This is a genomic window from Kitasatospora sp. NPDC057500 (assembly GCF_042802195.1).
In the GTDB taxonomy this organism is placed as follows: Bacteria; Actinomycetota; Actinomycetes; order Streptomycetales; family Streptomycetaceae; genus Kitasatospora.
In genome coordinates, this window is sequence record NZ_JBHVER010000056.1 from 1 (window position 1) to 13,599 (window position 13,599).

Below are 13,599 nucleotides of genomic sequence, written 5' to 3' on the forward strand. Positions count from 1 at the left end.
GCGGTGCGCGGCAGGGCCCCTTCTCACAAGTCAGCGGCGGAACGGACCGGTGACCTCGTAGGTGATGCCGCCGGAGGAGCTGCCGCTGGTGCCGCGCTGGCTGGAGAAGTACAGGCGGGTGCCGTCGGGGGAGAACGCCGGGCCGGTGATCTCCGAGGAGGACTGGCCGGTGATCCGCAGGAAGGGCGCGACGACGTCGTCCGGCGTGATGACGCAGATCTCCATGTTGCCGCCGTCCTCGGCGACGTACAGGTCGCCGAAGGTGGAGCCGGTGACGTTGTCCACGCCGGTCAGCGGCGCGGTGCCGGGGCTGACCAGCGAGTCGTCGTAGGCCAGCTCGTAGGTGCCGGCGGCCAGGTTGACCTGCCAGACCCGGTTGTCGCCCTTGGTGGTGAACCAGACCGTGTCGTTGGCGTAGTGACAGCCCTCGCCGCCGTTGAAGCGCTTCGCGCCGGTGACCTGGTTGCGGGTGGTGGTCGGGGCGCCGTCCGGGTCGGGGACGGTGGCCCAGGTGAAGGTGCCGGAGGTGGCGGTGCCGGCCTTGAGGACCTGCAAGGTGCCGGCGGACAGGTTGCCCCAGGTGGTCGGGACGAACCGGTAGAAGCAGCCGTCGCTCTCGTCCTCGGTCAGGTAGACCACCCGGCGGACCGGGTCGGCGGCGGCCGCCTCGTGCTTGAACTTGCCCATCGCGTCACGGCGGACGGCGGCGTTCACGCCGAACGGGTCGGTCTCGTAGACGTAGCCGAGGCTGACCTCCTCGCAGGACAGCCAGGTGTTCCACGGGGTGGCACCGCCCGCGCAGTTCTGCCGGGTGCCGGACAGGATCCGGTACGCGCCGGTGACCGAACCCGAGGAGTTGAACCGCAGGGCGCTCGCACCGCCGGAGGGGTTGATCTCCGAGTTGGAGACGTAGATCCAGCCCGTCCCGTCGGTGAAACAGGCACCGCCGTCGGGCGCGCTGTGCCAGGCGTACGAGGTGCCCGTGACCACCTGGCCGGAGCGGGCGACGACCCGGCTGGTGAAGCCGGCCGGAAGCTGGATGCCGTTGGCGTCGGCGGCGCCGAGCGCCCCGTACGGGCCCGGCCCGTTCTGCGCGGGGGCCGCGTAGGCGGCGCCCTGCGTCAGGGTGCCGACGAAGGCCGCGGCCGAGGCACCGGCGACGGCGCCGCGCAGGAAGGTACGTCGTTCCATGCTGACTCCCAGGGGGAAGCGTATGGTCCGCCGTCCGGTCGGACGGCGGGGACGCGCGCCCGAAGGCTAGGGAGCGGGGGTGGCCGTACCGGCAACGAGCGGTGAACGGCTCGCCCGTCCCCCGGGAACAGCGCTGTTCACCGTCCACCGACAGTGCGGCCACGCAGTGTCACCGAAAGAGGGGCCGCGGACACCGGAAGGGCCCGCCCCACCGGTACGTCCGGCGGGGCGGGCCCTTGGTGCGTGACGCGACCGCCCGGGATCAGCCCCAGGTGATCAGGCGCTTCGGGTACTCCAGGATGCCCGCGATGTCGGCCAGCACCTTGGAGCCCAGCTCGCCGTCGACCAGCCGGTGGTCGAAGGAGAGCGCCAGCGTGGTGACCTGGCGCGGGACGACCTTGCCCTTGTGCACCCACGGCAGTTCCCGGACCGCCCCGAAGGCGAGGATGGCCGCCTCACCGGGGTTGAGGATCGGGGTGCCGCTGTCGACGCCGAAGACTCCGACGTTGGTGATCGTGACCGTTCCGCCCTGCATGTCGCCGGGCGCGGTCTTCCCCTGCCGGGCGGTGTCGATCAGCTCGCCGAGCGAGACGGCCAGGGCGGAGAGGGTCTTCGCGCCCGCGTCCTTGATGTTGGGGACGATCAGGCCGCGCGGGGTGGCCGCGGCGATGCCGAGGTTCACCTGGCCCTTGATGACGATCTCCTGGGCCGCCTCGTCCCACTGGGCGTTGATCCCGGGGTTGCGCTTGATCGCGGTGAGCAGCGCCTTGGCGACCAGCAGCAGCGGGCTGACCCGGACGTCCCGGCCCAGCTCGCCGCTCTCCTTGAGGCGGCGGACGAACTTCATCGTCCGGGTGACGTCGACCTGGACGAACTCGGTGACGTGCGGGGCGGTGAAGGCCGAGGCCACCATCGCCTGCGCGGTCGCCTTGCGGACGCCCTTGATCGGCACCCGGACGTCGCCCGCACCGGGAACGGCCACCGGGGCGGCGGCCGGCTCGACGGCCTGCTCGACGACCGGTGCCCCCGCCGGGGCCGGGGCGGCCGCCGCCGCGTGGGCGTGCAGGTCCTCGCGGGTGATCACGCCGTCCGGACCGGTCGGGGTGACGGCCCGCAGGTCGATCCCGAGGTCCTTGGCGAGCTTGCGCACCGGCGGCTTGGCCAGCGGCCGGTCACCGCCCACCGCGACCGGCGCGGGGGCCGGGGCGGCGACGGGGGCGGCAACCGGCACGGGGGCCGGAGCCGCGACGGGGGCGGCGGCCGTACTGCGCCGGGCCCGGCGCTGGCTGCCGCCGGTCCGCGGGCCGTAGCCGACCAGCACCTCGCGCCGCTCGGGCTCGGCCGCCTCCGCGGGAGCGGCAGCGGCAGCCGGAGCCGGGGCGGCGGCCGGAGCCGCGGGCGCACCCGCCTCGCCGGCCACCGCGACCGAGATGATCGCGGTGCCGACGTCGACCGTCGCGCCCTCCGGGAAGAACAGCTGCTCGACGACCCCGTTGAACGGGATCGGCAGCTCCACGGCGGCCTTGGCGGTCTCCACCTCGCAGACGACCTGCCCGTCGGTGACGGTGTCACCGGGCTTGACGTACCAGCTGAGGATCTCGGCCTCGGTGAGGCCCTCGCCCACGTCGGGCATCTTGAACTCGCGGAGCGAGCGAACTTCGGTGGTCATCATCGCTCCCCTGGATCAGTACGCGAAGGCGCGGTCGACGGCGTCGAGCACGCGGTCCAGGTCGGGGAGGAAGGCCTCCTCGACCCGCGACGGCGGATACGGCGCGTAGTAGCCGCCGACCCGCAGGATCGGCGCCTCCAGGTGGTAGAAGCACCGCTCGGTGAGCCGGGCGGCCAGTTCGGCGCCCATGCCGAGGAACACCGGTGCCTCGTGCACCACGATGCCGCGCCCGGTCCGCTTCACGGACTCCTCCAGGGCGGCGAAGTCGACGGGGGTGAGCGAGCGCAGGTCGACGACCTCCAGCCGGCGGCCGTCCTCCTCGGCGGCCGCGGCGGCCTCCAGGCAGACCTTGACCATCGGGCCGTAGGCGATCAGCGTGGCGTCGGCGCCGGGGCGCACGATCCGCGCGTCGTGCAGGCCCAGGTCGGCGGCGTCGCCGACCTCGCCCTTGTCCCAGTAGCGGCGCTTGGGCTCCAGGAAGATCACCGGGTCGTCCGACTCGATGGCCTGGCGCAGCATCCAGTGCGCGTCGTGCGCGTTGGACGGGCTGACCACCCGCAGACCGGCGGTGTGCGCGAAGTACGCCTCGTGCGACTCGCTGTGGTGCTCGACCGCGCCGATGCCGCCGGCGTAGGGGATGCGCACGGTGACCGGCATCTTGACGTGGCCGAGCGCGCGGGCGTGCATCTTGGCCAGCTGGGAGACGATCTGGTCGAAGGCCGGGTAGACGAAGCCGTCGAACTGGATCTCCACGACCGGGCGGTAGCCGCGCAGCGCGAGGCCGATCGCGGTGCCGACGATGCCGGACTCGGCGAGCGGGGTGTCGATCACCCGGTCCTCCCCGAAGTCCTTCTGCAGACCGTCGGTGATCCGGAAGACGCCGCCGAGCTTGCCGATGTCCTCGCCCATCAGGACGGTCTTCGGGTCGCTCTCCAGCGACTTGCGCAGAGCGCTGTTGAGCGCCTTGGCGATGCTGAGCTGACCGGCCATCAGAGGTTCTCCCCCGCCTCGAAGGAGGCCGCGTACTCGACGTACCCGGCCCGTTCCTCATCGACCAGCGCGTGCGGCTCGGCGTAGACGTGGTCGAAGATCAGGGTGGGGTCCGGGTCCGGCATGCCGCGCACGCCCTCGCGCACCCGCAGCCCGAGCCGCTCGCTCTCGGCGTCGACCGAGGCGAAGAACGCCTCGTCGGCCAGGCCCTCCTTCTCCAGGAGGGTGCGCAGCCGGGCGATCGGGTCCTTGGCCTTCCAGGCCTCGGTCTCCTCGGCGAGCCGGTAGCGGGTCGGGTCGTCGGAGGTGGTGTGCGCGCCCATCCGGTAGGTGAACGCCTCGACCAGCACCGGGCCGTTGCCGCTGCGGGCGTGCTCCAGCGCCCAGCGGGTCACCGCGAGGCAGGCCAGCACGTCGTTGCCGTCGACCCGTACGCCGGGGAAGCCGAAGCCGGAGGCGCGGCGGTACAGCGGGATCCGGGTCTGGGTGGTGGTGGGCTCGGAGATCGCCCACTGGTTGTTCTGGCAGAAGAACACCACCGGGGCGTTGTAGACCGAGGCGAAGGTGAAGGCCTCGTTGACGTCGCCCTGGCTGGACGCGCCGTCGCCGAAGTACGCGATCACCGCGTCGTCGGCGCCGTCCTTGGTGATGCCCATCGCGTAGCCGGTGGCGTGCAGGGTCTGCGCGCCGATCACGATGGTGTACAGGTGGAAGTTCTTCTCGTTCGGGTCCCAGCCGCCGTGGTTCACGCCGCGGAACATGCCGAGCAGGTTCAGCGGGTCGACGTCGCGGCACCAGGCGACGCCGTGCTCGCGGTAGGTGGGGAAGGCGTAGTCGCCGGGCCGCAGCGCGCGGCCGGAGCCGACCTGGGCGGCCTCCTGGCCGAGCAGCGAGGCCCACAGGCCAAGTTCGCCCTGGCGCTGCAGGGAGGTGGCCTCCGCGTCGAACCGGCGCACCAGCACCAGGTCACGGTAGAGGGCTCGAAGCTCGTCCGGCTCCACGGTGAGCGGGAAGTCCGGGTGCTCGACCCGCTCGCCTTCCGGGGTGAGCAGCTGCACGAGCTCCGGCTGGGCGTCCTTACCCGTGGCGCGGAGGGTGTCAGGGACGCCGGGGGCCGCCTTCTTGCGAGCCCTCGCCGTGCTTTTGACGGTCACGTTCACTCCTCGGTCTGTCCGGCCGCCCGGGGTCGCCGGTGACCGGTCCGGTCACCGCCTCGCGGGGCGCGCGTGGGTGTGCGCTCCCATCTGCGGGGCAGGTGGTGATCCTGTTCCGACGGCGTCCCTCACGAGAACGTTACCCAGCGTCCGCCCTTGGCGCGTCTGCGCTAGGACGTCCTACTTGTTCGGGGCCTACAAACGCTTATGTGGCGCAGCTCTCAATTCGGTCGCCTTCAGGACACCTGCGCACGTTATCCGGGCAGAGGCTCCCGCGTAAGGGGGTTACCGGCATCGGTTTCCACCGCTCTGGCCGGATCGTGACCCCGGTCCGGTGCGGGCGAGAGGTCTTTCGTAGGGTGATATGGGAGGCTTTGCGCGTGACTGATAAGGGACAAATCAGGGTATTCCTCCTCGACGACCACGAGGTGGTCCGCCGGGGCGTCCATGAACTGCTCTCGGTCGAGGACGACATCGAGGTGGTCGGGGAGGCCGGCACCGCCGCCGAGGCGCTGACCAGGATCCCGGCCGTCGGCCCCGATGTCGCGGTCCTGGACGTCCGGCTGCCGGACGGCAACGGGGTGGAGGTCTGCCGGGAGATCCGCTCCCGGCTGCCGGGGATCAAATGCCTGATGCTGACCTCGTTCTCGGACGACGAGGCGCTGTTCGACTCGATCATGGCGGGCGCCTCCGGCTACGTGCTGAAGGCGATCCGCGGCACCGACCTGATCACCGCGGTCCGGGACGTCGCGGCCGGGCGCTCGCTGCTCGACCCGGTCGCCACCAGCCGGGTGCTGGCCCGGCTGCGGGACGGCGGCGAGAAGGAGGACGAACGGCTCTCCCAGCTCACCAAGCAGGAGCGCCGCATCCTGGACCTCATCGGCGAAGGGATGACCAATCGTCAGATCGGCAACGAGCTGCACCTCGCCGAAAAGACGGTGAAGAACTACGTCTCCAGTCTGCTCTCGAAGATGGGGATGGAGCGCCGCACCCAGGCGGCCGCCTTCGTCGCCCGGCACCAGGCGGACCACCAGCACGGATAGGGCGGATGCACAGAACTGACGAGCTGTCAAGGACCCCCGCCGAGAGGTCCTAACCTCTGGCTGTGACTTTCAGCCAGACCCTTGCCCTCGCACCAGCCCGTCCCGACCTCACCGCCCCCCCGATAGGAACCCTCAGCCCGCCCGTCCCCCACGCCGCGCTCGCCGAGGTCCTGCGCCGCTACCGGGTGGGACGCCTGCTCACCGCCGAACCCGTCGCCGAAGGCCTGCTGAACCGCGGCTACCGGGTCACCACCGAGGCCGGCGGGTACTTCCTGAAGTGCTACGTCGACGCCGCGACCGCCGGCCGCGAGGCCGTCGCCGCCCACCACCGCGCGATGGCCGCGCTGGCCGCCCTGGGCCTGCCCGTCGCTCCCCCGCTGCCCCTCTCCGGGCGGTCCGGCACCATCGCCGCGTTCGGCGGCCGGCTGTTCGCGCTCTTCCCCTGGGTGGAGGGCCGGCACCGGCACGGCACCGAGCTGGCCCCGCCGAGGTGCGCCGAACTGGGCACGCTGCTCGGCCGGCTGCACGGCGCGCTCGACGAGGTCTGCGCGCCGGTCGCACAACCCTCCGGCTACCGCAGCGCCGACCCGATCGACAGCTCCGTACTCGCCCGCGAGCTGCGCCGCCGGGCCCGCGAGCACCAACCGCACGGCGAGCTGGACGCCCTGGTCGAGCGCCGGCTGACCGAACGGCTGGACCTGCTCGCCGAGCACGCCCACCGCCGCCCGCTCCCGCAGGCCGCCCCGCCCACCGGCTGGACCCACGGCGACTTCCACGGGCTCAACCTGCTGCACCGGGGCGAGGCGGTCGCGGCCGTCCTGGACTGGGACAAGCTCGGGCCGCAGCCGCGCGCCGAGGAGGCCGTCCGCGCGGCCACCCTGCTGTTCAACGACCGCGTCACCGGGGTGCTCGACCTCGTCCGGGTCCGGCACTGGTCGCAGTCCTACCGGGCCACCGGCGCCGCCACCGCCGAGCACCTGGCCGCCGCCGCGCACCGGGTCTGGTGGGAGCGGCTGAACGACTTCTGGATGCTCCAGTGGCGCTACCAGCGGGCCGACCACCGGGCCGACCCGCTCTACCCCGCCTCGGCGGGCCAGTTGGCGTGGTGGTGCCAGGAGTACGAGCAGGTCCTGGACGCCTTCGCCAACTGACCCGACGGGTCAGGGCGTCGAGGTACCACCGGCCGCCGGCTGCGTCGGCTTGGGCGTGGTCCCGCTCCCGCCGCCGGCCGGCGGCGGCGTGCTCCCGCCCGTCGGCGGCGGGTTGGTCGCCGGCTGCGTGGCCGGGGCCGTCGTCGCGCCGCCGCCCGTCCCCGTGGTCGGGGCCGTGGTCGGAGGGGCGGTGGCCGACCCGGTCGTCGTCGTGGACGGCGTCGGCGGCTTGCTGTCGGCCGTGGTCGGCGGCGCCGTCGGGCTCGGGGTGTTGTGCTTGCCGGTCTGCTGGGTCGGCTGCTGGTTCTGGTTGCCGCCGCCGCCGTTGTTGTTGTTGTCCGTCGGCTGCTGCGTACGCCGGGGGCTCTGGGAGGTCGGACCCGGGGCCGTGGTCGTACCGGAGCTGGGCGCGGTGGTCTCCGGCGCCGTCGACACCACCCCGGCGGACGGACTGGTGTCGCCCGTCTTCGGGTCGGGGCCGTCGCCGCCGCCGCTGAGCGCCAGGGCGATGCCGGTACTGGCCGCGACGAGCACCGCCGCGATGCCGGCCACCCAGCGCCACGGCCCGCGCCCGCCGGAGCCGCGCCCGTGCCCGCCGCCGTGCGCGTCGCCGGAGTCGCCGCCGCCGTACGGCCCGCCGGCCGCCGGGTAGGGCGAGGCCGGCGTGTGCGGTCCGCCCGGCACCTGGTAGGGCAGCACCGCCGTCGGGTCGCCCGGGACACCGGCCCCGAGCACCGCCGTCTCGTCCGTGCCGACCGCCGGCAGCCCGCCGCCGTGGACCGGCCCGCCGGCCGCGCCGACCGGGGCGCCGATGACCCAGCCGCCGGTGCCGCCGGTCAGCTCGCGCAGCGCGTGCTCGATGTGCGCGCGGAACTCGTCGGCGTCCTGGAACCGGTCGTCCGGGTTCTTCGCCAGTGAACGCAGCACCAGCGGGTCCAGCCCGGCCGGCACCCGCGGATTGGCCTGCGAGGGCGGCACCGGGTTGTCCTGCACGTGCTGGTAGACCACCGACAGCGGGGTGTCGCCGGTGAACGGCGGGCGCAGCGTCAGCAGTTCGTACAGCATGCAGCCGGCCGCGTACAGGTCGGAGCGGTGGTCGACCGGCTTGCCCAGCGCCTGCTCCGGCGAGAGGTACTGCGGGGTGCCCATGACCATGCCGGTCTGGGTCATCGTCGAGGCCGTGCCGGTGAGCGCCCGGGCGATGCCGAAGTCCATCACCTTGACCGCGCCGCTGTTGGTGATGATCACGTTGGCGGGCTTGATGTCACGGTGCACGATGCCGTGCCGGTGGCTGTAGGACAGCGCCTCCAGCACGCCCGCGATGATGATCAGCGCCTGGTCGACCGGCGGCTCCGCCTCGTCCACCAGCAGCTCGCGGACGGTCCGGCCCTCGACCAGCTCCATCACGATGTACGGCGTCGACTCCTCGCCGACGAACTCCTCGCCGGTGTCGTACACCGAGACGATCGCGTGGTGGTTGAGCGCCGCGACGGCGTGCGCCTCCCTGGTGAAGCGCAGCCGGGCGATCTCGTCCTGCGCCAGTTCGCCGCGGAGCAGCTTCACCGCCACGGTCCGGCCGAGCCGGACGTCCTGGGCGGCCAGCACCTCGGCCATGCCGCCCCGGCCGAGCCGGTGGGTCAGCCGGTAGCGGCCGTCGCCGACCGTGCCCAGCGGGGCCGTGGTGCCGCGGCCGGGCGTCTGCGGCCCCGGGCCCCCGTACGGCGGGAACGCGGTGGTGGCGGCGTCGCTCCCGGGCTCGGGCGTCCTCGGGGCCCCGCCGGCCGGACCGGCCGCCCAGGCCCCGTCGTCGTCCGGATGATGCGTCTGTGCCATCGCTCCTCGCCCCGGGCCTTCGCTCGGATCGCGGTGCCCTGTCGCTCGTGTCCCCGAACGCTACCGTCTCCGGCCGACGCCTGTAGCAGGCGCGATCCGGACGGAACGCGTCAGAGCAGGCCATTCCGGTCGGCCGGACCGTCCAGGTGCAGCACCGTGGCGATCTCGCCCGAGACGCGCGAGTTGGTGTCGGAGGTCGTGTCCCGCTCGGCCCGGTTGACCACGATCGCGATGATGATGACCGCCAGCACGATCACGCCGACGATGATGCCGATGATCACCAGCGCGGTCGAGCAGCCGCCGCTGTTGGACGCCGGGGCCGGCTGGAACGGCGGCGCCGGCATCGGGTGCGGCGGCGGGGTGTGCGCCTGCTGCGGCCCCTGCTGGTGCAGGAACTGCGGCTGGGGGGTGTGCGGGGCCTGGAAGGCCGGGGGCGGGGTCTGGAACGGCTGCGGCTGCGGCGCGGCGAACGGCTGCGGGGTCTGCGGCGCCTGGAAGGCCTGCGGCGTCTGGAAGGGCTGCGGCTGCGGGAACGGCTGCGGCGTCTGCGGGGCCTGCGGCGCCGCGTGCACCGAACGCGGCCCGTCGGTGATCACCAGCGGGTTGCTGGCCGCCAGCGGGCTGCCGCCGCCCTTGGCCGCGCCGATCAGCCGCTCCGCCTCGTCGCGCATCGCCGCCGCGCTCGCGAAGCGGTGCGCCGGGTCCTTGCGCAGCGCCGTGGCCACGAACTCGTCGACCGCCGGGCTGATCCGCGGGTTGAGCGTGGACGGCGCCGGCGGCTCCTCCTGGACGTGCTTGTACGCGATCGAGAAGGCCGAGTCGCCGTCGAAGACCAGCTGCCCGGTGAGCATCTCGAAGAGCATCACGCCGACCGAGTAGAGGTCGGAGCGGGCGTCCACCGGCTTGCCCAGCGCCTGCTCGGGCGAGAGGTACTGCGGGGTGCCGACCACCATGCCGGTCTGGGTCATCGAGGTGACCCCGGTCTCCAGCGCGCGGGCGATGCCGAAGTCCATGACCTTGACGACGCCCTTGCGGTCGAACATGACGTTGCCGGGCTTGATGTCGCGGTGCACCAGACCGCGGTCGTGGGAGGCCTCCAGCGCGTTCAGCACGCCGACGGTGACGCGCAGCGCCTCCTCGGCCGACATCGCGCCGTGCTGGGCGGCCGCCTCGTTGATCGCGTCCCGCAGGCCCTTGCCGTCGATCAGCTCCATCACGATGTACGGCGTGCTGGAGCCGTCGGGCGCGACGTCCTCGCCGCTGTCGTAGACGCGGACGATGTTGCCGTGCTCCAGCTTGGCCACGGCCTGCGCCTCGCGGCGGAAGCGCTCCTTGAACGAGGCGTCCCGGCCCAGCTCGGCGTGCATGCTCTTGAGCGCCACCGACCGGTCCAGCACGCTGTCGTACGCGAGGTGCACCGAGGCCATGCCGCCTTCGCCCAGCACCCGCTGCAGCACGTACCGCCCGTTGCCCAGGGAGTAGCCCTCGACCGCCGCGTTGCCGTGCTCGCTCATGGTCCTCTGCTCCCCCTCGGTGCGGCCCTGCCGCCGCGACCGTGACGTTCGGTCTCGTCCGTGCGTGTGCGGGCCCGGCCCGCTGGCCTGCCCGGCCCCTGTCGTGGCGTTCGCCCGGCCCTCGACAGGGGCCCAGGGTATCGGCTCGCGACGACACCGACCGGTCCAGGGCCGACACTGTGTCCAGGTCGCGACCCGGTACCGGCCGGTAGTGCGTGCGGCACCGGGACGCCCCGTCGCGCCCGGTGCCCCACGGTCCCGGCGGGACCGTGGAGGTACGGGTACGGCCTACAGGTACGGGCCGGAGCGGATGCCGCGGCCCTCGCCCGGCTCGTCGCCCTCCGGCTCCCCGCCGTGCAGGCCGGGCGGCAGCGCCCGCCGCATCTGCTCCAGCTGCGCCCGCGCCGCCATCTGCTGGGCGAACAGCGCCGTCTGGATGCCGTGGAACAGCCCCTCCAGCCAGCCCACCAGCTGCGCCTGCGCGATCCGCAGCTCGGCCTCGGTCGGGATCGAGTCCTCGGTGAACGGCAGCGACAGCCGCTCCAGCTCGGCGACCAGCTCGGGGGCCAGGCCGAGCTCCAGCTCCTTGATCGAGCTGGCGTGGATGTCCTTCAGCCGGGCCCGGCTGGCCTCGTCGAGGGGGGCCGCCCTGACCTCCTCCAGCAGCTGCTTGATCATGCTGCCGATCCGCATGACCTTGGCGGGCTGCTCGACCATCTCGGTCACCGGCAGCTCGCGCGGGCCGTCCCCGTCGTCGCCCCCGCCCATGCCCATGCCGACCGTTCCCTGGCCCACCGGCAGCCCGTCCGGTCCGACGATCAGCACCTTCTGGCCGTCCTGCGGCTGCCCGCCCATGGCCTGGTGGAACTCCTGCGACGAGCGCTCGTTCATCGGATTCGTCATGAACCACATTCTCCCTCACTGGGGTTGCCCGGGTGGAGGCCCCCGGCCACCCGGGCACGACGCTACGCCCCGGGAGCGGGCGGCGGTATCCGTACGGATACTCAGTCCGCCCGGGTACCGGGACGGAGTTCGGCAGGGCGGCTCGGCGGGGCGGCTCGGCGGGCGCGCGGTCAGCCGCGCCGCAGCCGCAGGCCGATCAGGCCCAGCCCGAAGCCGATCAGGCCGAGGCCGGCGCCGAGCGGGAGCTGGCGGGTGGAGGCGTCGTCCCACCGGGTGGGCAGTACGACCGGGCCCACCGCCACGGTCGGCTGCCCGGGCCGGCCGAGCGCCAGCGTCTCGCTCCCGGTGCCGTCGGCGGGCTCGGCCGGGGCCGGGGTGTCCGCGGCGGGCTCGGCCGCGGTACCGGCGGGCCGCTCCGGCGCCTGCTCGGCGGGCCGCTCGGGGGCCCGCTCGGGCGACTGCTCGGGTGCCCGCTGGGTGCGCTCGGGGGCGGAGGCCGGGTGGTGCCGCTGCCGGCGCTGCTCCCACTCGGCCCAGGGGACGCCGGGGCGCAGGTGCCCGGCCCGCTGCCGGTCGGGCGCACCGGCCGGCACCAGCGCGGAAGCGCCGACGGTGCTGGACGTGGTGGACGTACTGGACGTACTGGTCTCGGTGGACTTGGTGGCCGCGGTGTCCGTACCGGCGGTCGCCGAGTCCTCGGCGGAGGCCCCGGGGGGAGGGGACGCCTCCACGGAGGCCTCCGCAGGCGCCTCCGCAGGCGCCTGCGCCGGTGCCTCCGGGGAGGCCCCCACGGACGGCGAGGCGGACGGCCGCCCGGCCGGCCCGGTCGGCGCGGCCACCGCCGCCGCCGGGCCGACGGCCAGCGGAACGGCGAGACCGAGCGCCGCCACCACCAGCAGCCGTGCACGCCACTCGGCACGGCGGGAGGACGGCGGCGGCGGTGCTGCGGGCAGCGGCCCGAGGAACGCGGACGAAGGTGCGAACACGGTCGAGGTCCTTCCGCGACGGCCGACCGCGCGGGGCGGGGTCGGCGGCGGGACAGCTCCCGTCCAGCGTCACACAGTCCGACATTCCAGGCATGTCGGATGGTCCGGACCGGCACCCCGCCGCCGCCCGCCGGGCGGGCTCAGGCCCGCAGCACCACCTTGCCGACCTGTGCCCCGGCCTCCAGCACCCGGTGCGCCTCGGCGGCCTCGGTCAGCGGCAGCACCCGGTCGACCACCGGCTTCACCACCCCGGAGGCGACCAGCGGCCAGACGTGCTCGCGCACCGCCGCCACGATCGCCGCCTTCTCGGCCAGCGGCCGCCCGCGCAGATTGGTCGCGATCACCGCGCCGCGCTTGCGCAGCAGGGTGTTGAGGTTCAGCTCGCCGCTCACCCCGCCCTGCAGCCCGATGATCACCAGCCGCCCGTTGACCGCCAGCGCGTCCACGTTCCGCTGGAGGTACTCGGCACCCATGATGTCGAGGATCACGTCCGCCCCGGCGCCGCCGGTGGCCTCCCCGAGCACCTCGACGAAGTCCTGCGCGCGGTAGTCGATCAGCACGTCGGCGCCCAGTTCCGCGCAGCGGGCCAGCTTCTCCGGCCCGCCCGCCGTCACCGCCACCCGGGCGCCGACCGCCTTGGCCAGCTGGATCGCCATCGTCCCGATGCCGCTGGCGCCGCCGTGCACCAGCACCGTCTCGCCCGGCCGCAGATGCGCGGTGAGGAAGACGTTGGACCACACCGTGCAGGCCACCTCGGGCAGCGCGGCGGCCTGCTCCGGGGTCAGCCCCGGCGGCACCGGGAGCAGCTGGCCGACCGGCACCGCGACCCGCTCCGCGTAGCCGCCGCCGACCAGCAGCGCGCAGACCTCGTCGCCGACCGCCCAGCCGGACACCCCGGGGCCCAGCGCGGCGATCCGGCCCGCGCACTCCAGACCGGGGTAGCGGGGGCTGCCGGGCGGCGGGTCGTAGAAGCCCTGCCGCTGCAACAGGTCGGCGCGGTTGACGGCGGTGGCCGCCACCTCGACCAGGACCTCGCCCTCCCCGGGCACCGGGTCCGGCACCTCGGCCCAGACCAGTGCCTCGGGCCCGCCGGGTTCAGGAATCGTCATCGCATGCATGGCCCGACGCTACTGCGCTCCGACGGCCCGACGGGCGGGCGACCCGC

At 73.9% G+C, this 13,599-nt stretch carries 11 protein-coding genes; 2 read left to right on the top strand and 9 right to left on the bottom strand.

The genetic code is table 11. From position 1 onward, the window contains the following. Positions 1–30: 30 nt before the first annotated feature. From ACFU74_RS14880 to pdhA, 4 genes are all read right to left on the bottom strand, one after another. Positions 31–1,191 carry an alkaline phosphatase PhoX gene (locus tag ACFU74_RS14880; protein ID WP_380756431.1) on the bottom strand — a complete coding sequence of 387 codons (1,161 nt, stop codon included), beginning with the start codon at positions 1,189–1,191 and terminating at the stop codon, positions 31–33. A gap of 262 nt (positions 1,192–1,453) precedes the next feature. Further along, complete coding sequence (locus ACFU74_RS14885; protein ID WP_380756433.1) at positions 1,454–2,860, bottom strand: dihydrolipoamide acetyltransferase family protein; 1,407 nt, start codon at positions 2,858–2,860, stop codon at positions 1,454–1,456. A gap of 15 nt (positions 2,861–2,875) precedes the next feature. After that, a complete protein-coding gene (locus ACFU74_RS14890; RefSeq protein WP_380756435.1) occupies positions 2,876–3,850 on the bottom strand; it encodes an alpha-ketoacid dehydrogenase subunit beta in 975 nt (324 codons plus the stop codon). Next, positions 3,850–5,004: a pyruvate dehydrogenase (acetyl-transferring) E1 component subunit alpha gene (pdhA, locus tag ACFU74_RS14895; protein ID WP_380756437.1), complete on the bottom strand. Its 1,155-nt coding sequence runs from the start codon at positions 5,002–5,004 to the stop codon at positions 3,850–3,852. The genes ACFU74_RS14890 and pdhA overlap by 1 nt, the downstream gene beginning before the upstream one ends. A 380-nt stretch (positions 5,005–5,384) precedes the next feature. Between pdhA and ACFU74_RS14900 the strand changes: the two genes are divergently transcribed. Further along, entirely contained in the window at positions 5,385–6,047 is a 663-nt protein-coding gene (locus ACFU74_RS14900) for a response regulator (RefSeq protein ID WP_380756440.1), read from the top strand. Between the two features lie 62 nt (positions 6,048–6,109). After that, positions 6,110–7,198: a phosphotransferase enzyme family protein gene (locus tag ACFU74_RS14905; RefSeq protein WP_380756442.1), complete on the top strand. Its 1,089-nt coding sequence runs from the start codon at positions 6,110–6,112 to the stop codon at positions 7,196–7,198. 9 nt (positions 7,199–7,207) lie between these two features. Here the strand turns inward: ACFU74_RS14905 and ACFU74_RS14910 are convergent, their stop codons facing one another. The 5 genes from ACFU74_RS14910 to ACFU74_RS14930 form a co-directional block, all read right to left on the bottom strand. Beyond that, the gene (locus ACFU74_RS14910; RefSeq protein WP_380756444.1) at positions 7,208–9,031 is read right to left on the bottom strand and encodes a protein kinase; all 1,824 of its coding nucleotides are present in this window, start codon (positions 9,029–9,031) and stop codon (positions 7,208–7,210) included. A 110-nt stretch (positions 9,032–9,141) separates the two neighbouring features. Further along, positions 9,142–10,545 carry a protein kinase gene (locus ACFU74_RS14915; protein ID WP_380756446.1) on the bottom strand — a complete coding sequence of 468 codons (1,404 nt, stop codon included), beginning with the start codon at positions 10,543–10,545 and terminating at the stop codon, positions 9,142–9,144. A 288-nt stretch (positions 10,546–10,833) separates the two neighbouring features. After that, entirely contained in the window at positions 10,834–11,448 is a 615-nt protein-coding gene (locus tag ACFU74_RS14920; protein ID WP_380756448.1) for a bacterial proteasome activator family protein, read from the bottom strand. Between the two features lie 170 nt (positions 11,449–11,618). Then, positions 11,619–12,434, bottom strand: a complete 816-nt coding sequence (locus ACFU74_RS14925) for a hypothetical protein (RefSeq protein ID WP_380756450.1) — start codon at positions 12,432–12,434, stop codon at positions 11,619–11,621. 140 nt (positions 12,435–12,574) lie between these two features. Then, complete coding sequence (locus ACFU74_RS14930) at positions 12,575–13,552, bottom strand: NAD(P)H-quinone oxidoreductase (protein WP_380756452.1); 978 nt, start codon at positions 13,550–13,552, stop codon at positions 12,575–12,577. Between the last annotated feature and the right edge of the window lie 47 nt (positions 13,553–13,599).